Annotated in this window: 20 protein-coding genes; 18 read left to right on the plus strand and 2 right to left on the minus strand. The window is 39.3% G+C overall.

From position 1 onward, the window contains the following. The first annotated feature begins 5 nt into the window (after positions 1-5). The 13 genes from C4S29_RS09535 to C4S29_RS09595 all read left to right on the plus strand — a co-directional run bounded on the left by C4S29_RS09535 (position 6) and on the right by C4S29_RS09595 (position 14,596). A complete protein-coding gene (locus C4S29_RS09535) occupies positions 6-1,481 on the plus strand; it encodes an MBL fold metallo-hydrolase (RefSeq protein ID WP_041516143.1) in 1,476 nt (491 codons plus the stop codon). A gap of 108 nt (positions 1,482-1,589) precedes the next feature. Further along, on the plus strand, positions 1,590-2,009 hold the full coding sequence (locus C4S29_RS09540; protein ID WP_041516045.1) for a hypothetical protein: 420 nt from the start codon (positions 1,590-1,592) through the stop codon (positions 2,007-2,009). Positions 2,010-2,121: 112 nt separating this feature from the next. Continuing rightward, a complete protein-coding gene (locus C4S29_RS09545; protein WP_041516046.1) occupies positions 2,122-3,504 on the plus strand; it encodes a TolC family protein in 1,383 nt (460 codons plus the stop codon). Positions 3,505-3,514: 10 nt separating this feature from the next. Next, a complete protein-coding gene (locus C4S29_RS09550; protein WP_103913867.1) occupies positions 3,515-6,691 on the plus strand; it encodes an efflux RND transporter permease subunit in 3,177 nt (1,058 codons plus the stop codon). A gap of 20 nt (positions 6,692-6,711) precedes the next feature. Beyond that, positions 6,712-7,821 carry an efflux RND transporter periplasmic adaptor subunit gene (locus C4S29_RS09555; protein ID WP_103913868.1) on the plus strand — a complete coding sequence of 370 codons (1,110 nt, stop codon included), beginning with the start codon at positions 6,712-6,714 and terminating at the stop codon, positions 7,819-7,821. Positions 7,822-7,825: 4 nt separating this feature from the next. Then, complete coding sequence (locus tag C4S29_RS09560; protein WP_041516048.1) at positions 7,826-8,392, plus strand: TlpA family protein disulfide reductase; 567 nt, start codon at positions 7,826-7,828, stop codon at positions 8,390-8,392. 11 nt (positions 8,393-8,403) lie between these two features. Beyond that, entirely contained in the window at positions 8,404-8,850 is a 447-nt protein-coding gene (locus C4S29_RS09565) for a protein-disulfide reductase DsbD N-terminal domain-containing protein (RefSeq protein ID WP_041516049.1), read from the plus strand. 10 nt (positions 8,851-8,860) lie between these two features. Then, on the plus strand, positions 8,861-10,540 hold the full coding sequence (locus tag C4S29_RS09570) for a protein-disulfide reductase DsbD family protein (RefSeq protein ID WP_041516050.1): 1,680 nt from the start codon (positions 8,861-8,863) through the stop codon (positions 10,538-10,540). A 24-nt stretch (positions 10,541-10,564) separates the two neighbouring features. Beyond that, the gene (locus tag C4S29_RS09575; protein WP_041516051.1) at positions 10,565-11,143 is read left to right on the plus strand and encodes a TlpA family protein disulfide reductase; all 579 of its coding nucleotides are present in this window, start codon (positions 10,565-10,567) and stop codon (positions 11,141-11,143) included. 18 nt (positions 11,144-11,161) lie between these two features. Beyond that, positions 11,162-11,788 (plus strand): TlpA family protein disulfide reductase, encoded by a 627-nt coding sequence (locus C4S29_RS09580; protein WP_041516052.1) that lies wholly within the window; start codon positions 11,162-11,164, stop codon positions 11,786-11,788. A gap of 10 nt (positions 11,789-11,798) precedes the next feature. Next, positions 11,799-12,254 carry a DsrE family protein gene (locus C4S29_RS09585; protein WP_041516145.1) on the plus strand — a complete coding sequence of 152 codons (456 nt, stop codon included), beginning with the start codon at positions 11,799-11,801 and terminating at the stop codon, positions 12,252-12,254. Positions 12,255-12,287: 33 nt separating this feature from the next. Next, positions 12,288-13,676: a bifunctional metallophosphatase/5'-nucleotidase gene (locus C4S29_RS09590; protein WP_041516053.1), complete on the plus strand. Its 1,389-nt coding sequence runs from the start codon at positions 12,288-12,290 to the stop codon at positions 13,674-13,676. Between the two features lie 89 nt (positions 13,677-13,765). Next, the gene (locus C4S29_RS09595; protein ID WP_041516054.1) at positions 13,766-14,596 is read left to right on the plus strand and encodes an RteC domain-containing protein; all 831 of its coding nucleotides are present in this window, start codon (positions 13,766-13,768) and stop codon (positions 14,594-14,596) included. An 8-nt stretch (positions 14,597-14,604) separates the two neighbouring features. Here C4S29_RS09595 and C4S29_RS09600 read toward each other — a convergent pair whose 3' ends face one another. Beyond that, positions 14,605-20,034 (minus strand): N-6 DNA methylase, encoded by a 5,430-nt coding sequence (locus tag C4S29_RS09600; protein WP_103913869.1) that lies wholly within the window; start codon positions 20,032-20,034, stop codon positions 14,605-14,607. Then, positions 20,021-20,458 carry a DUF1896 domain-containing protein gene (locus tag C4S29_RS09605; protein ID WP_103913870.1) on the minus strand — a complete coding sequence of 146 codons (438 nt, stop codon included), beginning with the start codon at positions 20,456-20,458 and terminating at the stop codon, positions 20,021-20,023. The genes C4S29_RS09600 and C4S29_RS09605 overlap by 14 nt, the downstream gene beginning before the upstream one ends. Before the next feature lie 219 nt (positions 20,459-20,677). On the opposite strand from C4S29_RS09605, the gene C4S29_RS09610 reads away from it, so the two are divergent. The 5 genes from C4S29_RS09610 to arsB all read left to right on the plus strand — a co-directional run bounded on the left by C4S29_RS09610 (position 20,678) and on the right by arsB (position 23,815). After that, the gene (locus C4S29_RS09610) at positions 20,678-21,010 is read left to right on the plus strand and encodes an ArsR/SmtB family transcription factor (RefSeq protein ID WP_103913871.1); all 333 of its coding nucleotides are present in this window, start codon (positions 20,678-20,680) and stop codon (positions 21,008-21,010) included. A gap of 70 nt (positions 21,011-21,080) precedes the next feature. Continuing rightward, a complete protein-coding gene (locus tag C4S29_RS09615; protein WP_103913872.1) occupies positions 21,081-21,554 on the plus strand; it encodes a DUF6428 family protein in 474 nt (157 codons plus the stop codon). A gap of 56 nt (positions 21,555-21,610) precedes the next feature. After that, positions 21,611-22,384 carry a metallophosphoesterase family protein gene (locus C4S29_RS09620; protein ID WP_103913873.1) on the plus strand — a complete coding sequence of 258 codons (774 nt, stop codon included), beginning with the start codon at positions 21,611-21,613 and terminating at the stop codon, positions 22,382-22,384. Between the two features lie 17 nt (positions 22,385-22,401). Further along, positions 22,402-22,779 (plus strand): glycine cleavage system protein GcvH, encoded by a 378-nt coding sequence (gene gcvH / locus C4S29_RS09625; protein ID WP_078798968.1) that lies wholly within the window; start codon positions 22,402-22,404, stop codon positions 22,777-22,779. A gap of 7 nt (positions 22,780-22,786) precedes the next feature. Further along, positions 22,787-23,815, plus strand: coding sequence for an ACR3 family arsenite efflux transporter (gene arsB / locus C4S29_RS09630; RefSeq protein ID WP_103913874.1), 1,029 nt, complete (start codon positions 22,787-22,789; stop codon positions 23,813-23,815). Positions 23,816-23,882: the final 67 nt, after the last annotated feature.

Consider the following 23,882-nt stretch of genomic DNA (forward strand, 5'->3'; position numbering starts at 1 on the left):
TGATTATGCTAATCAAAGGAAAGTTTACGACTATTATGGTTGTATTTATAATCTTGTTCTTTCACGGAAATAAATTACAAGCCCAAAGCTATTTTTTTGAGCGGGTATATGATGAAACACTTGCACAGGCAAGTTTTGTCATCGGTGATCTGAATACCAAAGAAGCTATTGTTATTGACCCCAAACGCGACATAGATACCTATTTGGAAATTGCCAAAATTAACAATCTCAAAATAATTAAAGCAACTGAAACGCACATCCATGCAGATTTTTTAAGTGGCTCCCGTGAATTGGCTGCTGCCACAGGTGCAGAGTTGTTACTATCTGATGAGGGAGGAACAGATTGGCAATATCAATTTCCACATACGGGATTGAAGGAAGGCAGTATAATCTTCATTGGACAGGTAGAAATTAGCGTAATGCACACACCCGGACATACACCTGAAAGCATCACTTTTTTGGTAAGAGATACGAAAGTTCCTGTAACACCACAAAGAGCCATTACGGGAGATTTTATTTTCGTGGGCGATGTTGGTCGTCCTGACCTACTGGAAAAAGCAGCTGGGCAAGAAGGCTCACAGGAGCTTGGCGCAAAACAGCTTTATGCTTCCATACAGAAGTTTTCAAAATTGCCTGATGATTTGGAGATATGGGCTGGACACGGGGCTGGATCATTCTGCGGTAAGAGCCTAAGTACCATTCCTCATTCTACACTAAGGGAAGAAAAGCAGAACAGCAAAGCATTCCAATTTAAAAATGATGAAAAGGGGTTTGTGCACTACATCTTGAACGGGCAGCCAACACCACCAAAATATTTTGCTATGATGAAGCACTTGAATAAAGTAGATCGACCGTTGCTGATACAGGTTCCTATTCATCCAACACTTAACCCGACCTCTTTTCAAAAAGCAATAGATAACAAATTACTGATTATTGATACCCGCAATAAAAACGAGATTGCCAAAGCTCACATTCCGGGAAGCCTGCATATAGAAAACGGAAAATCATTTTCCACTTGGGTAGGTTCTTTGATAGATTATCAACATCAAATTGTATTGATAACTGATGAAAACCACATGGAGGATCTGACACGTAAGATGATGCGTATCGGGATGGACAACATCTACGGGTTTGTGATCAGCTTAAATAAGATGAATGTGGCACTGGAAAAATCCGATCTCGTTAACATTGAGGAACTGAAAAAGCACTTGAACAAGAAAGATGTTCAAATCATAGATGTGCGAACCGAAAGCGAATACGACAACGGACATATCAAAGGTGTAGAAAATATTGTTCTTACTTCATTAGAAAAAAATATTCAAAAAATCAGTAAAGATAAGCCTGTCATTGTTCATTGCCAAAGCGGAGTGCGAGCTGCAATGGCATACTCTATATTGAGAAGAAACGGAATTAAAAACCTAAGTATTTATTTAGGTGGTATTAACGAGTGGACAGAACAAAAGAATGAATTAACCAGGTAATTTAAACTATCTAAAGCGTCAAATTAAAATAGTAGTGGATGTTAAAAAATATTAAAACACAGGCTTTCGTTTGGATTGTTAGTTTAATTAAAGTATTTTAGCATATTGATGGATAATAAAATATCACATAGTCTAAAAAGTTTTCAGCGATACCTTTTTGTATTCGCTGCATTTCTTGTGATGTTTCTTTCATCTTGCTCAGTTAAGGCTAGTATTAAAACACTTGCTGGTTTCCCTCCAAAAACTGAACAAGGTATACCTAAAGGCAACCATAATTTATCTGTAAATACATTTGAAAAATGTTCACAGATTGATTTTGTCGATAGCCAAATTGATCATAAATCATCGTATAGTCCTCACGATTTATTACCAGTAATTCTTCTTGCAGTTACTACTATTTTCTTTTTTGGTATCCGCCAAGAAAGAAAAGAAACTAAACACCCACTTTATGGTGGTAGTGGAAAAATTCGTAATTCTATCTCTATCTTTTTAGAATACCGAAAACTTCTCATTCATTTCTCCCTTTAGTTTCTTTTCCTAATTTGAACGCAATGTCTCATTTAGGATGTATTTCTATTTTTTCCCTTTTTAAAAAATAAACTGAAGTCGTCATGACGGCTTTTAAAAATCGTACATCAATATGATAAAACATATTATGGCGGTCACTTTGTTGTGGCTAGCCGTTGTTGTTGCTTTTCCGCTATATGCGCAGCAACACAAGGAACACACCTTAGGCAGTTTGTGGCCTAAAGTTGAAGAAAATTATCCGGGTATTAGTGCAAAAACATCGGAGATTGATGCCGCAAAATTCAACCAACGGGCAGTTAAGGGCAATATGCTTCCCCAAATTAACGCACAGGCACAAAATACTTATGGAACTTACGAAGGTAGTGCAGGTGGTTTTTTCCCACAGCCTGGTTTTTTTAACGTAAATGGCCCAGTACCATTAGATGGTAGTTCTACCGCAGCCAATACCTTTGGCTCCGCTATTGTGAATTTTGAAATGTTCTCTTTCGGAAAGCTCCGTAAGCAGAACGAGGCTGCGGGTGCTTTATATAACAAATCGGTCAGCGATAAAGATGCTTACCTGCTCAACCTAAAAAAGACATTATCTGAAAGGTACATCATTCTTCTTTACAATAATGCTAAGCTGCAATGGACCCAAAAGAATGCCGAACGTCTTGACGACATCCGGAAAATAACTTCGGGATTGTCAGCATCAGGCCTAAGACCTGCGGCAGACAGCTTGCTTGCTTCATCATCGTATGTGCAGGCAATGGGCGAGCATGACAAATGGTATGGCTTTAAAAATGCTTCTTATATTAAACTATTGGAGTTGTATGCCAATGATACCATAGATTTCACAGCATCAATCGACCGTTTCGGTAATCCCACAGAAAATGGTTTAAATAAATTAAATACCATTAATCCTTCGCACCCCATATTAGATGCGCTAGACAAGCAGTCGGAGTATTATACTTTAAGTGGTGAGGCACAAAAAAGAGCTTCTCTGCCTTCGATCAACTTGCTGGGTGGTTATGCTTATCGGGGCACTGGCATCAGCCCTAACGGAAACGTATCGGGAGCATGGAAAGACGGGTTCAGCAATACCACCAATAATTTTTTGGCAGGTGTCGGCATTACCTGGAATTTGACTAATCTGCATACTAACCGGATGAAAGGCGAACAACTGTTTAAAGAAGCCGAAAGTACGAAGCTACTTCAATCACAGTACCAGCTGGCAATGCAAGCAGATTTATCTGCTTCGCAGGCAAAAATTGTTCAGCAATACCAACAGCTTCAGAAAACGAAGCTGGCCGTACAGCAGTCGCAAGATGCGTACAATATGTACCTCGCAAGGTACAAAAGCGGTTTAATTACGCTAAGCGAACTTTTACAGATACGCATTTTGCTTGAACAGGCAGAGAATGTACATATCGAGGCTTCACGTGAATATTGGGGATTGCTAGCTTATGAAGCGGAGCTAACTGCAGATTTCGACTTTTTATTCAACAACCTTTAAATAATCGTATATGAACATTATAAGATTTGCGTTAAGAAAACCAATTGCGATTATGGTTGTCGTACTAGCAATAGCTTTCTTTTCCTATAATACCGTAAAAAAAATAAACGTAGACATTTTTCCCGAAGTGGAATTGCCTGCGATGTATGTTGCTATGCCTTACGGTGGACTGTCCCCAGCTTATATGGACGGGTTTATGGCTAACGAGTTCCAAAAGGTACTTCTTTTTGTGAGTGGAGTAAAAAACATTGATTTTAAAAGCGTACAGGGGCTAACCCTGATGAAGCTGACCTTTTATCCCGGAACGGATATGGCACAAGCTGCTGGAGAGGTATCAACATCGGTCTCAAGGGCAATGGGTTTCCTACCGCCCGGAGCAGTTCCACCTATGGTAGTAAGATTTGACGGTAGTTCGCTTCCAGTAGGTAACCTTGTTTTTGAAAGCGACCAGCGTTCCGTAAATGAAATACAGACATTGGCATTGACCAAAATCAGACCAATGTTCGTACAAATCCCAGGCATTACTTCTCCCGCTCCTTTTGGCGGAAATGTACGTTCCATTGTGATCAATATCGATCCTGACGCAATGCAAGCCAATGGATTAAGCCCCGAAGATATTACCGTTGCCATCACTAAAAATAGTCTTCCATCTCCTGCTGGAAGTATTCGCATAGGAGATGAAAACTTGATGGCTCCTATAAACTCTATCGCTAAAGGACCTGCAGAACTATTGAAGACCCCTGTAAAAACAAGCGACAACCGTACTATATATGTTGGCGATGTAGCCCGTGTGGAGGACGGAGCAGATCAAACAGTAGGCTACGCTTTGATAAACGGAAAACGTTCTGTTTACCTGCCTATTATCAAAAAAGCAGATGCCTCCACATTGGATGCCGTGGAGAACCTAAAAGCTGCCATTCCGATGCTGAAAGACCAATTACCTGAAGATGTAAAAGTCAGTTATGAATTTGACCAATCAAATTATATCGAACGTTCCCTTTCCAACCTTATACACGAAGGTATTTTAGGAGCTGTTTTCACGGGATTGGTCATACTATTGTTCTTGGGAGACACACGTGGAGCTATCATTGTGGTATTGACTATTCCAATTGCCATTCTTACAGCAGTTACTGTTTTATATCTCTTAGGGCAAACCATAAATATCATGACATTGAGTGGTCTTGCTCTTTCCATCGGTATTCTCGTTGATGAAGCCACAGTAACCATAGAGAATATCCACCAACATATGGAAATGGGTAAACCCAAGCAACGGGCAATTATAGATGCTTTAATCGAAATTTCTATACCGAAATTATTGATCTTACTATGTATTCTTGCTGTATTGACCCCTGCTTTCATTATGACAGGCATTCCTAGAGATATGTTTATGCCTCTGTCGATGGCGGTTGCCTTTGCAATGATTGCATCCTTTTTGGCTTCACAGACCTTTGTACCGATACTGGCCAACTGGATGATGAAGAACAAGCACAACACAGCAGCCAATACTCCAAGAAAGCGAGCTTTTTTTGAAAAATTCCGGGTAAACTATTCTTACAGGATGCGTAAATGGTCAACCAAGGCTATCCCACTTTTTGTTGTGTATGTGCTGGTAGCGAGTGTAATTGCTGGCGTTTTATTAACAGTTGTTGGCACTGATGTAATGCCAGTTTCCAATAATGGAGATTTTCAGATACGCATACAGGCTCCACAGGGAAGCAGAATAGAAAAAACAGAACAGATTGTTAAAGATATTACAGGAGATATCAAAGCAGAACTGCCTGACAACGGTTTAAATATTACCTCTGCATTTGTAGGTATGCACCCCGCAGGGTCTCCGATAAATCCGATATTCCTTTTCAGTAATTCTTCTCACGAAGCTATACTGCAAATATCTGTCAATAAAGAAGTGTATGATGGATCAATGGAAGAATTCAAAGAGAAAGTCCGTAAAAAGATTATAGAGAAGTACCCCGAAGTCGCTTTTAATTTCGAACCAATGGAACTGACCGAAAAGATTATGGGTCAAGGAGCGATGACGCCTATTGAAGTTAAAGTTGGAGCCAATCAGATAAAAGGTGCTTTTGCCCATGCATCAAAAATTGAAGCCAATTTAAAAAAAGTTCCATATCTGAGGGATGTGCGTATTGCCGAACCTATTGCCTATCCAACAATGGAAATTGACGTAAACCGTGACCTTGCTGGACAATTTGGACTGACGATGCAGGATATTACACGTAGCCTTGTTACGGCTACATCATCTACACGCTTTACGGATAAGAACCTATGGATTGATCCTAAATCAGGACTGGTTTTTCAAACACAAGTACAAATTCCAGAGGGCATTATGTCGGAAGAAAGACTTCGGTCACTTCCCTTGAAAGCTGGAAGTCTTCGCCCGGTACTTGAAGATGTAGCAACCATACGAAGGGTTACTTCTCCTGCACAAGTAAACAGAAAGGGGCCTAACCGTTACGTTACCATTGTGGCTAACCTTTACGGAAAAGATTTAGGTACAGCTTCACGAGCAGTTAAACAAGCTATCAAAAATGCTGGAGAGCCACCTCGTGGAACTATTGTTTGGACAGAAGGTACACTACAGCTTTTAGATGATACTTTGGGTAGTCTTTTGGCAGGTTTAGGTGTGGCAATTATAGCTATATTCCTTATGTTGTCGGCTTTTTATCAATCGTTCAAAGTACCGCTTATTATTCTATCGGTATTACCTGCCGTGATTGCCGGTAGTCTTATCATTCTATTCCTCACAGGTAGTACGCTTAACCTGCAATCCTATATGGGTATTATTATGTCGCTTGGTGTATCGGTTTCTAATGCAGTATTATTGGTTAATCAAGCCGAACATTATCGAAAAAAACTGGCACTTAAGCCTGCTAATGCAGCAAGGCTCGCTGCTTCGTCGAGGTTAAGACCAGTGTTGATGACAGCAGCGGCGATGCTTGCCGGAATGTTACCAATGGCAATGGGCTTAGGCGATGGAGCCGAACAAGTAGCACCCTTGGGAAGAGCTGTTATCGGGGGGCTGATTGCTTCCACTGTAACCATCTTGTTATTAGTTCCGCATTTCTTTTCTTCCCTAATGTCGAGGACTTCAATAATCAGTCCTTCGTTAGACCCTGATGATGAAGATAGTAGGTATTATGCAGAACAGTCCGATAAACAAACGATATAATAAACTTAAAAACAAAAACAATGTATCACAGCATTTCAATCAATAAAAAATCAACAACCATACTGGCATTTACCATATCAATGGTATTGTTGCTATCCGCTTGTTCACAAAAAGAGCACGAAAAAGGACAAACGCAAAATAAGCAGGCAAAACCTGTAAACTATAAAACGGCTCCTCTACAGGTCATCAATCCCGAGTACGAAATAGCCGTTCCAGCAGAACTCAAACCTTTCGAGCAGGTAGCGGTCTATGCAAAGGTTACAGGATTTGTAAAACAAATGTATGTTGACCGAGGCGATCGAGTTCGCAAAGGTCAGCTTTTAGCCGTACTCGAAGCTCCTGAAATGCAACAACAGTATCTTTCTGATAAATCTACAGAGCAAAAGGTTTATAGTGATTACCTGTATGCAAAACAGGCTTATGACAGATTGGTAACGGCTTCCAAAACAACGGGAGCGGTTGCGGATATCGAACTTGACAGAGCTAAAAGTGCGATGGAAAGTGCCAAGTCTGCTTTTGATGCTTCTAAAGCGGGAACGGCACATTCTTCACAGTTACAAAAGTACCTTCGCCTTACAGCACCGTTTGATGGCATAATAACCCAAAGGAATGTTTCTGTTGGGGCATTAGCCGGAACAGGAGGTAATACACCTTTGTTTATGATGGCACAGAGTAATAAACTCCGCCTTACCTTATCCCTACCGGAAAAACACGCATCATCTGTTTATGACGGTATGTCTGCTTCTTTTACCGTAAGCTCGCAGCCAGGTAAGACGTTTGATGCCAAACTATCTCGAACATCTGGATTGCTCGACCAACATGATCGCTCGCTAACACTTGAGTTTGACGTAAATAATACATCGGGCGAATTGCAGGGAGGTGATTATGCGCAGGTCAAGTTGAAATTAAAACGTAAAAACGTGTCTAACTGGGTACAAAGCAAGAGTGTTCTAAACACCCAATCTGGAACGTATGTACTAACATTGAATAACAACGAAGTAAAACGGATTGCTGTAAAGGAAGGTATCCGTTTAGATACAATTACAGAGGTTTTTGGTAATCTTTCTCTGGCCGACAAAATCATTATCAAACCATCTGAAGAAATCAAAGAAGGGAAAATAAAAAAATAGTATTATGAAAATGAATATCAAAAAAATAGCCATACTTCCATTAATAGCAATTACGGGATGGGCATACGCATCAATAAATCGAAATGGCATTAATGCAACTGTGAGCGCAAATCAACAAATAAATATCGAACAGAAATTAGTAACCAATTCTCAAGAAACGCCAGATTTAAAGTTTAAGGACGAAAACGGTAAAACCATTTCGTTAAAATCCTTAAAAGGAAAGGTCGTTTTCATTAATCTTTGGGCTACTTGGTGTCCGCCTTGCATTCACGAAATGCCATCGATTAATGAACTGCGTAAGATTTTTAAGGACAATAAAGATGTCGTATTTCTAATGGTAGATGTGGACGGAAAAATAGAAAAATCAAAAGAGTGGATGAAAAGCAAAAAATTTGATTTGCCAGTTTATGTTCCCGATGGCGAAATACCCCGTGAGTTATTTTCAGGCTCTATCCCTACTACTATTATCGTAGATAAGCAAAACAATATCATCGCAAGGCATGTTGGCGGAGCTGACTATTCGTCAAAGGAAGTGGTTGACCTAGTGACTAAACTATTAAAAGAAAAATAATTAGTAAAACAATGAAAAAGATAATATTTTTTGTGGCATTTTTATTCGCAAGTGCCGCCTCTTTCGGACAAATACTAAAGCCTGTGAAGTGGTCGTATGCTTCTAAACGCGTTAGTGATAAAGAAGCTGTATTGTTCTTTAAGGCAACAATAAACGATGGCTGGCATATCTATTCGCAAACGGTTCCTAAAAACGGTCCACAGCCTACAAGTTTTTCTTTCCATTCGTCAAAAGCTTATCAGTTAAGCGGAAAGGTTCAGGCGGCTAAACCAATTGTCAAACACGACACGACTTTTGATATGGAAGTGGGTTATTATGAAAAATTAGTGGTTTTCCAGCAAAAGGTAAAATTAACAAGCAATGCGCCTACGGTAAAAGGTACGCTTACCTATATGGTTTGTAACGATAAGCAATGCTTACCGCCTGAAGAAGTGGCGTTCAGCATTCCCATAAAATAAAGAATTTAATATGAGATTAATATCAAAAATATTAACGGTACTATTCATCTTTGGTTTGGTGGCTGTTACTGCAAATGCGCAGACAGACAGCCTCGTATCGCATGATGATGTGGAGTTTACAGAAATAACCGAGCAGCAGCCCGTTCAGAAGGAAAGTATTGCAACATCCAAAGAGCCAGAAACTTTGCTAACTAATGAAAACGGGGTAACATTGCAAAAGAATGAAGCTACAACCGATAAAAGTTCCCTTTGGGCAATCTTTATTGCGGGTTTTATCGGCGGCTTTGCAGCATTGTTGATGCCCTGCATTTTTCCGATGCTGCCCTTAACGGTAAGTTTCTTTACCAAAAGCGGTCATACGAAACGCAGGGCGGTAATCCAAGCAATGATATATGGATTGTCTATCATACTCATTTACGTTCTATTGGGTATTTTCATTACGCTAATTTTCGGTGCGGATGCACTCAACAGTCTATCTACAAACGGGATTTTTAATTTTGCTTTCTTCGCTCTTTTAGTTGTATTTGCCTTTTCCTTTTTCGGTGCATTTGAGCTTACATTGCCTGCCTCGCTAGCGAACAAGTTAGACCGTAAAGCTGATCGAGGAGGTTTGCTAGGGCTTTTCTTTATGGCAGCAACATTAGCCGTAGTGTCCTTTTCCTGTACTGGTCCAATTATCGGAACGTTGCTGGTACAGGCTGCAACAATGGGGGAACTTTTAGGTCCCGCCATTGGGATGCTCGGCTTTGCATTGGCATTAGCAATACCGTTCACGCTTTTTGCAATGTTCCCAAGCCTTTTAAAAAGCCTTCCATCTTCGGGAGGTTGGCTGAATAGCGTAAAAATCACACTCGGATTTTTAGAATTAGCTCTTGCTTTGAAGTTTTTGAGCAATGTGGATCTGGCATATCATTGGAATTGGTTCGACAGAGAAGTCTTTTTAGCACTTTGGATTATAATCTTCGGATATTTAGGTTTCTATTTATTAGGAAAAATTCGGTTTCCGAATGATAGTCCAATGGATACATTGAGCCTGCCGAGAATGGTACTGTCAATACTTGTACTATCGTTTACCCTGTATATGGTTCCTGGATTGTGGGGAGCACCTTTAAAATCCATTTCGGCATTTTTACCACCACAGACAACACAAGATTTTGACCTGTATACTTCTTCATTTGGTAGGACAGAGACAAATAATGTCGTCGATAGCAAAGCCCGCAAATATTCGGATATATTCCACGCACCCTTAAACCTTAATGTCTTTTTTGACTATGAGGAGGGAATAGAATATGGAAAGAAAGTGGGCAAACCTGTCATGCTCGATTTCACAGGGCATGCCTGTGTTAATTGCCGTAAGATGGAAGCATCCGTGTGGTCTGATAAAGACGTACACAAGCTATTGAACGAAGAACTTATCATCATCCAACTTTATGTGGACGATAAAACAGAATTACCACAGGCAGAACAATTTGTATCATCATTTAGTGGCAAAAATATACGTACCATAGGAAATAAATGGAGCGATTTTCAGGCGAGTAAGTTTAACTCCAATTCGCAACCTCACTATGTACTTTTAGACCCATCTAACGAGGAAATACTGATCAAACCTACTGGAGCAGATTACAATCAGAAAAGCTATTACGGTTTTATTCAATCTGCAATTAACAAATACAAGAGTAAAAATTTATAGAATAAGTAATTAAAATCATTTAGTATGAAAATGCAATTTAAAAATTTGGCAATTCGTTCTGGTCTTTTCATAATCACAGCTATATCGCTGGCTGCTTGCGGGAATACGGATAAGAAGAAAGAAAATAAGGTAGAGAGCGAGCATTCGACGACGACAGGAGTTGGGACAACGGAAGCACAGGTCTCAACAACTGCCAGCCTTTCCTTTACTGATAAAGATGGAAAAACCGTATCGTTAAGTTCATTAAAAGGTAAGGTAGTATTTATCAACTTTTGGGCAACTTGGTGTCCGCCCTGCATTCAGGAAATGCCTACCATTAACGAACTAAAAGCAAAGTACAAAGGCAATAACGACATCGTATTCCTGATGGTAGATGTAGACAACAAGATGGAAAAATCCACTGCATTTATGGAGAAGAATAAGTATGATTTGCCTGTATATGTTCCAGCCAGCAATATACCTTCTGAATATTTAGGCAGTTCAATTCCAACTACGGTCATACTAGACAAAAGCGGAGATATGATTGCCCGTATCGAAGGTGGTAGGGATTATACAAGTCCCGAGATCATCAAAGTTGTGAATGAACTTGTAGATAGTAACTAATTGATAAAAGAATGAATTATGACTAACAATAAAGAAGTTTCTAATAAGAAACCACCACAGAAAAAGCTACAGTACATTAAGAAAAATGCATTTACCATATTTATGGTAATTGCCGTCGGGATATTGCTTATCAGCCCCGATGCAAAATCATTTGTGCTGCGCCAACTAATGTCAACAGGAATTTTTAACGCGAGTATAGACAAAAAGGATGCGGATACAGTAAGCCTTACAAATACTGATTTTACTTTTACGGACGGAAAAGGGAGCATACAAAATACCTCATCATTAAGAGGAAAAGTAGTGTTTATCAATTTTTGGGCATCTTGGTGTCCACCCTGTCGGGCTGAATTTCCATCTATTGAAACTCTGTATACCCAATTTAAGGATAACCCTGGCATTTTCTTTCTAACCCTCAACGAGGACAATGACCCGGCTGCGGGAAGGGCATATCTGGAAAAAGAAAATTTTTCAGTTCCAATGTATCAGTCCAGCGGTAATGTTCCAACGGAAGTGTTTTCCGGTTCATTACCAACAACCGTAGTATTGGATAAGAAAGGTAAAGTCAGGCTTCATCATACCGGATTTGCCAATTACGCATCTGAAAAATTTGTAAAGGAAATAGAAGAATTAATAAATGAACAATAAAAACAATAAAATGAAAAAACTACAAGCTTTGCTAATAGCCGTACTATGTTTTATGTCTATTAGCATTTTTGCGCAACAAAAACCAGATACCACTTTTGAGCCCGCGAAAGCATACAAAAAACATTACAATGCGCTTTATATCTTGAACGAAGCAGAGGATAAAAAAATAAAGGGGATCCTTCGCAACATCAATAATGTACTAAGTGACCCACGGTTGAAAGGTAAATTACAGATAGAAGTCCTTGCGTTTTCTGACGGTGTGGAAATGTATAAAAAAGCTAACAGCTACCAAAAATTATTGGTTGCACTCAAAGATAAGGGCGTTTTATTTGTCCAGTGTTCTAAAACAATGGAAGAACGAAAAATTGACAAGAACGAATTGTTTGATTTTGTGAACTACGTCCCTAGCGGTAATGGAGAAATTATATTAAGGCAATACGAAGGCTGGGCAATTGTTCATCCATAATCAAAAATGCTTTAAAACTTTAAATTATATATAATGGAATTATCAATAGGATTTATAAATGATGTACACGGTTATCTTGAACCACACCCAGAACTATTTTATGGTAAGGACGGGGAATTTATTAAAACAGCAGGAGGCTATGCAAAAATCGCCTCTGTTTTCGAGAAGATAAGAAAAGAGAATGAACACACCTTGTTTTTTGACGGAGGCGATACCTTTCACGGAACCTTACCCGTAGTGGCTTCCAGAGGCGAAGTACTAATTCCAATTTTAAACAAACTTAGTTTTAGTGCAATGGTGGGACATTGGGATTTTGCCTATAGGCCGGAACATCTTTTAGCATTAGATAAACTACTTAATTATCCCGTATTAGGTGTCAATGTTTATAAGGATGACGGTACCCTACTGCTGAAACCGTATTCATTTATTGAGGTAGGTAATCAAAAAATTGCTGTAATCGGTATTTGTGCCAATATTATCGATAAGACGATGCCCGCTAAGTTCAAACAAGGAATTTATGTAACTGACGGAATGGATGAAATAAACGGTTATGTAAAAGAAGTAAAGGGATTGGGAGCAAGTTTGGTCATATTACTTTCGCACAATGGCTACCCGCAGGATATTGAATTACTTAAAAGTACAACAGGAATTGATATATGTTTAAGTGCGCACACCCACAACAGAATATATGAACCTGTAAAAGTAAAAGATACCATAATAATACAGTGTGGTTGCCACGGCTCTTTTGTGGGACATCTTAAACTTTCCATCGTAGATAATAAAATTATAAATTATCAATACAAGCTTATAGAAGTGAACGAAGATGTTGCGAGCCATAAACCAGTAGAACATATTGTAAATGACATTATGGCTTCATACAGAAACTTGCAAGAAGATGTTGTTGGGAGAACGAATACCATATTACATCGGTATGATGCTTTCTCATCATCTATGGATAATCTGTTATTAAAAGCAATTAGCAAGGCTGCTGGTGTAAACATAGCATTTTCTAACGGATGGCGTTACGGTGCGCCTATTGATAAAGGAAATATTACGATGTGGGATTTGTACAGTATGGTTCCTATGAACCCAATCATTTCTACCGTTGATATGACGGGACAAGAGATCATTGATATGTTGGAAGAAAACTTTGAACGTACTTTTTCAGCTAATCCTATGAAACAAATGGGCGGTTACTGTAAACGATATTTAGGATTACAGATCAAATTCCACATTGAAAATCCGTATGGCTATCGTATTGAGGAAATCTACTACGAGAACGAACATTTAAAAAAACAAAAAACATATAAGGTTGCCTATATCACTGAACAAGGTGTGTCAGAAAAATATGGAACCAACAGAACACATTTAAAAGTAACTGCGGTACAAGCTCTTGTTGATTATTTAAAAACAAATTCCTAACACCATAAATCTTTTTGCAATGAAAACCACATAGCTAAAATTATATCGGGGTTCTTACCCATTACGATTTTAATCTTAAACTAAAATCTATGGAAAAATACTATAATGAATGCGTACAGAAACTCGAAGAAAAAATCAAGGAGTTGACATTGGAAGTAGATGACCCAATCTTACTGCCACAGGAAGTTATTGTGCTTATAGTAGATTGCTTATCAAAGTTAAAAGAATTTGTATTAAAACGAGGTTTTAAAAATAAACAAGAAGAAATCTACTTCTTTAAAAAGTTGAAACCTGTTATTCTGTCCAAATTAATTTATTACAATGCTATTTATAAGATAGAAACCAAAAAGCCTTATGGAAATGGGAAAACAATAAAGAAGTATATTGACAATGAATTAGCAAAACTAAAAAGATTTTTTGATAACAACCTCGAATTTTATAAGTATTATAGAACCAATAGCATCTATCTTGATGAGAGGTATTTTGTAAGAGGTGGTTATGATGTGAGATTAAGCATAGATACTTACTATTTTGAAACTGATCACAATTTTACAACTTCACACGACTATAAAGTAGCTAAAATAATTGCCAATGATTTGATACAAGTATATCTCGAAGACCAACTGAATAATAAAAATCAGAAAAAAGTATTTGATTATTCTTCATTAAATTGGACTGGAAGTAAAACTGCTTTAACCGAATTGGTTTACGGCCTATATTCACAAGGAGTATTTGATAATGGTAATGCCGATTTAAAACTGATTGCTAAAACATTCGAATGTACCTTTAATATTGATTTGGGGGATTTCTATCATACATTTATGGAGCTTAAATCACGAAAAGTGAACAGGACAAAATTTCTTGATAGTATGCGTGATACTTTGATCAAAAAAATGGATGAGGAGGATGAAGTAAAATAACTTTCTTATTAAATTCCTCTTGATAGATGAATTGTAATAGCTTTTGTTTGTTCATTCTCTTTTGAAATTTTTATAGTTTGCTTCTGTTTTTCGGTTTGTTCTGCTGGTTCTTCTTTAGGTTCCGGAGTGATAGACAACTGTATCTTCCGTTCAACGGCAGCCAGTTCCGTTTTGAGTTCGCTCAATCGACTCTCTTTAGACCACATACCGTTTACCACGTTCTGAAGAACAGGTAAATCCTTCTGTATTTCCGCAATTTTCTTTTGCTCCTGCTCGATATAGCCCGGCAATTTCTCCAGTGCATTAAGAAAGTTCATAGCCGCCAGCTTCTCATCTTTAGCAATTAAACCGTTGTTGTAGGTATATTTGATATTGCCCTCTCCCTGCACTAAAAAGCGGTTTACCCGTATATCCACGCCCTCCTTTTCGGACATTTCGGTTTTGACATACAAGGTAAATCCGTACAGGCTTCCTATTTCTTCATACTGACCTCCGGTGCGGGCTTTGTCCGCAAGCTGGTTAAGCTTTGCACCGATTTGTTTTATATCCGCATTGGGCGGTAAACCGTCCAACTGTACAGGATTTGCAATTGTACCATCCGAACGTTTTTGAATACGCCCTTGTAGATTATTCCAATCAAGGCTCATACGGTCAAAGCGGGATTGGGCTTTATCAAGTTCAGCCGTATAGTCTTCCAATTTGTACTTCGCACTATACTTTGAACGGTTGAACGCCTGTTTTTCGCTTTCTAACCCCGCAATCTGTTTTTCTAATTTAGCTTTATCCAACAGGTCGGTATTTCCTGATAGGATAGCCACATATTCCGAAAAATTCATTCCCGATTTTTCGTCCATACTGCCCTCGTCAATGGTTCGTTTGCCGAGATTGTTGTTTTTCAATTGGTCTATGAATAGTTGTTTATTGTATAGTAGGTTAAACTTATAGCTGTCCAATGATTTTTCTACGGCATAAATGATTACATCTACTTTATTACCTGCGAAGAACTTGGCAATTTCATTGCCTTTGCGAACAGCTCTGCCGTCCCTTTGGGCAAGGTCACTTGGTCGCCACGGTGTATCCAAATGGTGAACAGCAACGGCTCTTTTTTGTGCGTTAACTCCTGTGCCCAACATACTTGTAGAACCGAAAAGTATGCGGATTTTACCTTCATTCATTCCTTTGATAAGCTCTTTGCGTTGCTTGTCATTTTTTGCTTCCTGAATAAAACGTACTTCGTTCGCAGGGATACCGTGGTCTTCCACAAGCTTGCGTTTGATTTCGGAATACACATTCCATTCGCCTGGCTTGTAGGTTCCCAAATCGGAGAAAACAAACTGCGTTCCTTTTTGTGCATTATATTGGTTGTAATATTTAGCAATGTTGTCCGCACAATGCGAAGCCTTATTGTCGGGGTGGTCATCATACGCACCGCTTACCATCCGCATATCCAAAGACATCTTACGGGCATAATCAGTAGCGATGAGCATTTTTGCCTTTTCTTCAGATGGAGATAAAGGAGCTCTTCCTAATAAAGAAGCATTTCCCGATTTGGCAAATTCCATTAGTTTTTGAATAAACACTTCCTGATCGGGTGTAGGTGGTATGTTATATAATACCTCATTCTTGTTAGGGCGGTCAATGCCTATATCTTTTGCCGTCCGGTAATCTGTGATTTCCGAGTAGAATTGCGCCAGCTCCGGCACTTTGATAAAGTAGCGGAAACGTTCTTTTGCGACAATGTTGTTAGCAACCGAAAATTCATAATCGGTCGTTTTCCTTGCATAGATGGCTGCCCACGCATCAAAGGAATGGATACCCTGTTTTTCCATTGCTCGTGGTCGCAGGTATTTGAACAGCAGGTACAGTTCCGTCAGTGAGTTGCTGATGGTAGTCCCTGAAAGAAAGGTTGCTCCCATATCTGCATTGGTGCGTTCCTGAATGGTACGGATAGCAAAGAGCAGGTTCAATGCCTTTTGGCTGCCATCCACATTGCCCAATCCGGCAACCCTTGTATGCCGTGTATTGAACATTAGGTTTTTGAATTGATGACTTTCATCTACGAACAAATGGTCAATGCCCATCATCTTAAAGTCCACCACGTCATCTTTGCGGTTCTCAATATCGTGTTGCAGGGTTTTGAGTTTTACTTCGAGATTTTCTTTCCGCTTGATTACTCCGGCAAGCATCCCTCTGGTAACTTCCTTGCCTTGCGATTGCAGGGCATCAAGGTTACGCTCTACGCTGTCTAATTCTATTTGGAGTATTTCTTTTTGAATTTCGGGGCTTTGGGGTATCATTCCGAATTGGTCGTGAGTGAGGATTACACAATCCCAATCGTTATTTTTAATATCCCCGAAAATCCGTAGGCGTTTTTGAGGTGTAAAATCCTCTTTACCCGGAAACAGGATTTTAGCGTGTGGGTAAGCAGTGCGGTACGCTTCGGCAATTTCGTGAACATTGCTTTTCAGCCCGATAATCATCGGTTTGTGTGCCAGTCCCAAACGCTTCATTTCCTGTGCTGCCGTACACATAACCAACGTTTTTCCTGCACCTACTTCGTGGTCGCAGATAGCACCGTTGTTCAGCTTTATCATCCAAACCGTGTCCTTTTGGCTTGAATACAGGTCTTCAATGCCCAATGCCTTACGGTCTAATCCCGGAAAGTCCTGATGCGTTCCGTCATAGTTTGGTCGGACAAAGCAGTTAAAAGTATCGTTGTATTGGTCGGTCAGCCTGTTTTTAAACTCATCATTTTGGGCGTGGAGCCATTCAGTAAAGGCGGTACGGATTTCGTCAATCTTGGTGTTCGCCATTTGTATGGCTTCCATATCCCGTACCTTGACCTCTTGGTCGCCAACCATCACTTTTTTGGTAATATCAGGCGTGGTATTGACAAGGGCGTGTTTGAGCAGGGCAATCCCGTCAAACGTCCGGCTTTCGGCTTTGACGGCGTATTTCTCCCAAATGTGCATATTCCTCTGATGGCACTTTACGGAAAAGTCATCGGAGCTTTCGGAATAATGAACGAGTACATCTGCATCGAACAGGTGTGAAGCAAAACGGGCGTAAATGCCTGTGGGTATCCAGCGTTCGCCCAAATTAAAATCGAGTTCCTCAAACTCAATTCGTCTTGGTCGGGCTTCTTCCAAAACGGTAAGGCTTGTTTTGGCTTCGGTATCATTGGGATTGTTTTCAATGTAGTTCTGTACCTCTTGGGCTTTCTCTACTACATTGCCCGCAATCCAGCGTTCGGATATTTCATATTCCTTTTGCAAAGGATTGTAGTAAATGCGACCGTGTAAGGCTTCTTTCAAAGCATCATCGGTCATACAGCTGATTTCGGACATATAGTCCAAATGCACGCTTCCGTATTTGTTCAGCGAAGCTGCTAACGCTTCTTCGGGATTGTCCGTTGCTATGGTTAAGGTGGAGAAACTTACAGGACGGCTGAATATATCCGCCTTATGGGTTACGCCACCAACGACACGCTCCAAATAAGGGATTTCCTTGCCGGAGCTATCCGTTTTGATGAGCTTGATATTATCTGCACTGTTGAGATTTCCGTACCTTTTGACAAAGGCATCGTAAAGGCGGTTAAGGGTTTCCCGTTCTTCCTTGTGTTCGGTCTGAAACTTTGCCTCTTTATTGTAAAGCTCTTGGTAAACATCACGTACAGCAATGTACGCTTCGGCTCTTGCTTTCTGTAAGGTCGGTAAAGCTAAAGGGTGGAAAACTGCCGTACCGTCTGATGTATCTACATCTTGGAGATGACCGACCCAACCATTATCTACAACAAGGCAATCGTTACGATGGAACGGATGCAGTTTGCCACCATAAGGAGCAGGTTCGGGAATGGTGTCGGGAACGGCTGGTTGAGCATCTTGGCCATTCCCGTTTATTTGTGAAAACAGGTCGCCGATAGCTTCCTGTTTTTTACCATTGGTAGATGTATTTCCATTGGTGGCTCTATTAGTAACAGGGGGCGTATAAGGTTGCTGCATCGCACTGCTGAACAGGTCAGGTAGGCGACCTATTGCACCTCTTCTTTTGTTGGTGCTTTGCCTTTTAACTTGTGTCGTTCTTTTGGGTGGAGCAGCAACCATTACAGGCTCGTCCACATTTTCAAACAAGTCGAAGATGCTTAGTTGCTTTAATTCCTGCGGACTTTCCCGATTGATTATAGGAACAGATAAAGATTGTATTTCCGGTTGAATGGTTACAGGTTCGATAACCGGAGGTATAACCGTTGGTTCAATCGGAATTTGTATTACAGGCTCATCGTTTCGTTCGCCTTTATATAAACTCAAATTCAGGTACTTTCCAAAATCTTCGGAAAGCATTTGTTTGAGGTCTTTGGCAATTCCATTAACGCCGTCTTTATGAGTATAGATGAGTGCAGGTTGTCCGTAAGGGTCGGTATCTAATTTACGGTCGGTATGCACAATTCTTGTGCTGTCCTGAAAGAGCGAATTGCCCGGAGTATTGTATTCTGTTTGCCTGCTTTGGCAAAACAGTTCCTCGGCTTCGGTCAGGCTTTGTTTTGCCGTATTCTTTTGCAGGATAATCAAATCACTGCCAACTTCTGTACCTGCATAATCTGTAAACAAGTTGTTGGGCAGGCGAATAACTGAAATGAGATTATTATCCTGCATTAACGCCCTGCGTATGGGTTCGTTCTTGGGGCTATTGGGGATGCCCTGCGAAGTAACATAAGCCAATATGCCACCATCACGGAGCATATCTGCACCTTTCAGAAAGAAGTAATTGTGTATGCTTCGGGCTGCCTGTACTTTTGCGCTGTCTTTGTTGCGGGAATAGGAAAGGTCGAAAACGGAAGTATCTCCAAACGGTATGTTGCTGGCGATTACATCATAGCTGTTTTGTTCCTTTTCGGGAATTTCCTCAAAGCCACTTACACGGATATTGCTTTCGGGATAAAGCTGCTTTAAAATCTTGCCTGTGAGCAAATCCTTTTCATAGGCGGTAACACTGGCTTTTTGATTTTCCGAAAAGGATTGTACGAATGAGCCGATACCTGCGGAGGGGTCGAGAAATTTATCAATGTTCAGACCGCTATCACGCAAGGTTGTGGAAATAGTATCTATGACCTGTGGCGGTGTATAAAAAGCCGTCAGTACAGAGCTCTTCATACTGTCCACATACCTGTGGTATTGCTTTTCGTCTTCTGAATTTTCTTTGAGCAGTTGGTGGAGTTCCTGCGTAATCGGGAAAAGGTCGTGTTCTGTCTTTCTCCAATTGTTGATGTCTATTTCGTTTGCTATGGGGTTCAACACGAATTTAAGACCGCCAAATCCGCTATAACGCATCATTGACAGTCTTTCGCCTACAGTGGCTTGCCGTTTCTCCTTTTCCAGTTTAAAAGCAATTCGCAGGGCATCAATGTTCTGTTGGAGATGTTGCTTTTTACTGAAGCCCATTTTCCTCTATCCATATTGCGATGGTTCCGGTTATTTCGGTATAGAGCAGGTCAAACTCATAACCGTATGCGAAGTCATCGGTTAGTTCATAGCCGGAGAAAACAGGCTCACAAATGGGAAACATTTTAAGGGCGAACGGTCGCAGTTCCTCGTCTGCCATTAGGGTATCGAACTCATTGCATACGACTTGAAAAACCGTATCGAATTTGGAGAAGTGCAAGCCCTCAAAAAGAATGTAATTGGCTATTTCGTTGCATTGCTCAATGGCGTTTCCCGAACTAAAAGCACCCTCGTAGGCATTGGCAGCCCACGAAGAACGTTGCTCAATAAATTTTTGGTCGTTTGCCTTTTCGGGGAAGCTGGTGTTTAATAATTCTTGCAGTCGTAACCTGAAATACGATAAGTCTTTTTGCTGTGTATCCATACTATAATTTTTGTTTAGAATTTTGCTTGAAGCCTAAAATTATAGCAGTAGATAAGCCCCTTTGCAGAAGTGGCAGGGTTTGGCTTTGAGAGGTAGGGTTTTACCACTTAGTAAATTGAAATAGAAACTTGAAAAGAATTAAGATTTGAATATTTTTTCATAAACTACTTTTGTGTTTAAATTTATTATCGTAATATTGCGATGTAAAAATGTAAACTAATGGGACTTACCAAATCAGAAATATTTACAGACCAACAGAATAAGCTGGCTTCTCGATTTAAAGTTTTGGCACATCCTGCAAGGATTGCTATACTTCAATATATCATCAATCAAGATGTCTGCATCTGTAACGATTTGGTTGAGGAATTAGGGTTGGCACAGGCAACCATTTCACAACATCTAAAGGAATTAAAAAACATCGGTATCGTTCAGGGAACCATTGAGGGAAAATCTGTTTGCTATTGTATTGATGAAAAAGTATGGAATGAAATTCAAGAGGAATTTAATGCGTTTTTCAATCAGGAGGTAAAAGTAACCAAGTGCTGCTCATAGCATTTTTTTAATATTTAACATCGTTATATTGCAATATAACATTTATTGTACTACTTAAAATTCAGTTAATATGAAACTATCAAAAATCAAAGAAATCTTACCAGCATTAGAGAATGTTGAATTTCAATTAGAGAACGGAACATTTGTACCGGAACACTTCCACGTTACAGAAATAGGTGTTGTTACAAAACACTTCATTGATTGTGGTGGAACGATTAGAAATGAAAAAGTTGTCAATTTCCAATTATGGAATGCTGACGATTACGAACATAGATTGAAGCCAACCAAACTATTAAACATCATCAAACTATCCGAAGAAAAATTAGGTATGGAAGATGCCGAAATAGAAGTAGAATATCAAAGTGATACTATCGGTAAATATGATTTGGATTTCAACGGAAAAACATTCGTACTGAAAAGTAAAACAACAGCTTGTTTGGCTCAAGATGCCTGCGGTATTCCTTCAGAAAAACAAAAGAAAAATTTGGCTGAATTATCTGTAAACAATTCTCACGCTTGTACACCAGGAGGAGGTTGTTGTTAATACTAAAATTAATAAGACAAAATTTAAACAATAAAAATCAATAAAAATCAATAAAAATGAACATTGCATTATTCAGTGACATTCACGCCAATCTACCTGCATTAGAAGCATTCTTTGAGGATATGGAAAAAAGAAATCCCGACAGTATTTATTGCTTAGGCGATTTGGTAGGCTATAATATTTGGGCTAATGAAGTAGTGAACGAAATCCGTAAAAGGAAAATACCAACCATTGCAGGGAATTATGATTTTGGCATCGGGCGTATGAGCAATGATTGCGGATGTGCTTATAAAACCGATAGTGAAAAAGGCAATGGCAGCGTATCTATTTCCTTTACCAACTCTATTATGAAAGATGAAGAAAGAGCCTATTTGCGTACACTTCCGGCACATATCAAAGTAGAATTTCAGTTGAACGAGGACAAGCTCAATTTACTATTGGTACACGGTAGCCCAAGAAAGATAAACGAATACTTATTTGAAGACAGGGAAGAAAAAAGTATGCTTAGAATTATGGAACAGGCAGACGCAGACATTATGTGTTTCGGGCATACGCATAAGCCATACCACCGTATTTTAAATTCGGGAATTGACGGACAAAACCATTTCAGACACGCCATCAATATAGGTTCGGTAGGAAAGCCGAAAGACAGCGATGTAAGAGGCGGTTATGTAATACTTACTATCAACGAGCAAAGTTCTGTATTGGATAAAGACAGTATCAGTGTGGAATTTATACGCTTTGATTATGATATTGAAAGAGCAGCAAAAGCAGTAGAGGAAAGCATTTTACCAAACGAATACGCAGAAAATTTAAGGAGAGGCTACTAATCTAAAAATTTATAAAAATGGAATTTCCAACCGATAGAAAGTATTCAAAAGAACATACGTGGATAAGCGTACACGACAACACAGGTACAATAGGCATTACAGAATTTGCACAAAGCGAATTGGGCGAAATCGTATATGCAGATTTACCCAATGTTGGATATAGTTTTCAGCAGGATGAAGTATTCGGCTCTGTTGAAGCGGTTAAAACGGTCAGTGATTTATTTATGCCTGTATCGGGTAAAATCATTGAAACGAACCAACGCTTATTAAAAGAACCAACACTAATCAATTCAGAACCTTTTGGAAATGGTTGGCTGATAAAAATTGAAATAAAAGATATTGCAGAATTAGAAAAATTATTGACATCAAACCAATATAAAGAACTTACAAATTAGCCACGCAATGCAACCAAAATTAAAATTCTTAGACAGATACCTTACCTTATGGATATTCCTTGCAATGGCAGTAGGTATAGGTTTGGGATATATCTTTCCCGGTATTTCAAAAATTACAAATGCCCTATCCGTAGGCACTACAAACATTCCGTTGGCAATAGGTTTAATATTGATGATGTACCCGCCATTGGCAAAGGTTGATTATTCATTGTTACCTATGGCATTTAAGGATAAAAAAGTAATCGGTATATCCTTATTGCTGAATTGGATTATCGGCACGGTACTGATGTTCGGTTTAGCAGTTTTGTTTTTACGAAACGAACCCGATTATATGACAGGCTTAATTCTTATCGGTTTAGCAAGGTGTATTGCAATGGTTATCGTGTGGAGTGATTTAGCTAAAGCTAACAGAGAATATACAGCTATGTTAGTTGCATTAAACAGCATCTTTCAGATACTTTCTTATAGCTTCTTGGTTTGGTTATTCATCAATGTATTACCTGAAAAATTAGGGTTAGCCAATTTCAATGTAAGCGTATCAATGAAAGATGTTACCGAAAGCGTATTGATATATTTAGGCATTCCATTCTTGGCAGGTTTTTTAAGCCGTTACTTCCTTGTAAAATCAAAAGGTATAGAATGGTATAACCGGAAATTTGTACCCCGAATATCGCCCATTACATTATATGCTTTACTGTTTACGATAGTATTAATGTTCAGTCTGAAAGGCGATAAAATATTAGAGTTGCCAATGGATGTAATAAAAGTAGCCATACCGCTAATCATCTATTTTGTACTGATGTTTTTTGTGAGCTTCTTTATCAATAAATCCCTTAAAGTTCCTTACGACAAAAACGCATCCATCGCATTCACAGCCACAGGAAACAATTTTGAATTGGCAATAGCCGTAGCAATAGCAATTTTTGGTATTCATTCGCCACAGGCATTTGTGGGCGTTATCGGCCCACTGGTGGAAGTTCCAGTACTCATATTATTGGTAAGGGCAAGTTTATGGCTAAAGAAAAAATATTACTAAAGTTAATTTAAGAACGTACAAGAGCATTTTGAAGCATCAAAAAACTAAAGAAAACCCTCTGAATTAG

Source organism: Halpernia humi, from assembly GCF_900108025.1.
Classification (GTDB): domain Bacteria; phylum Bacteroidota; class Bacteroidia; order Flavobacteriales; family Weeksellaceae; genus Halpernia; species Halpernia humi.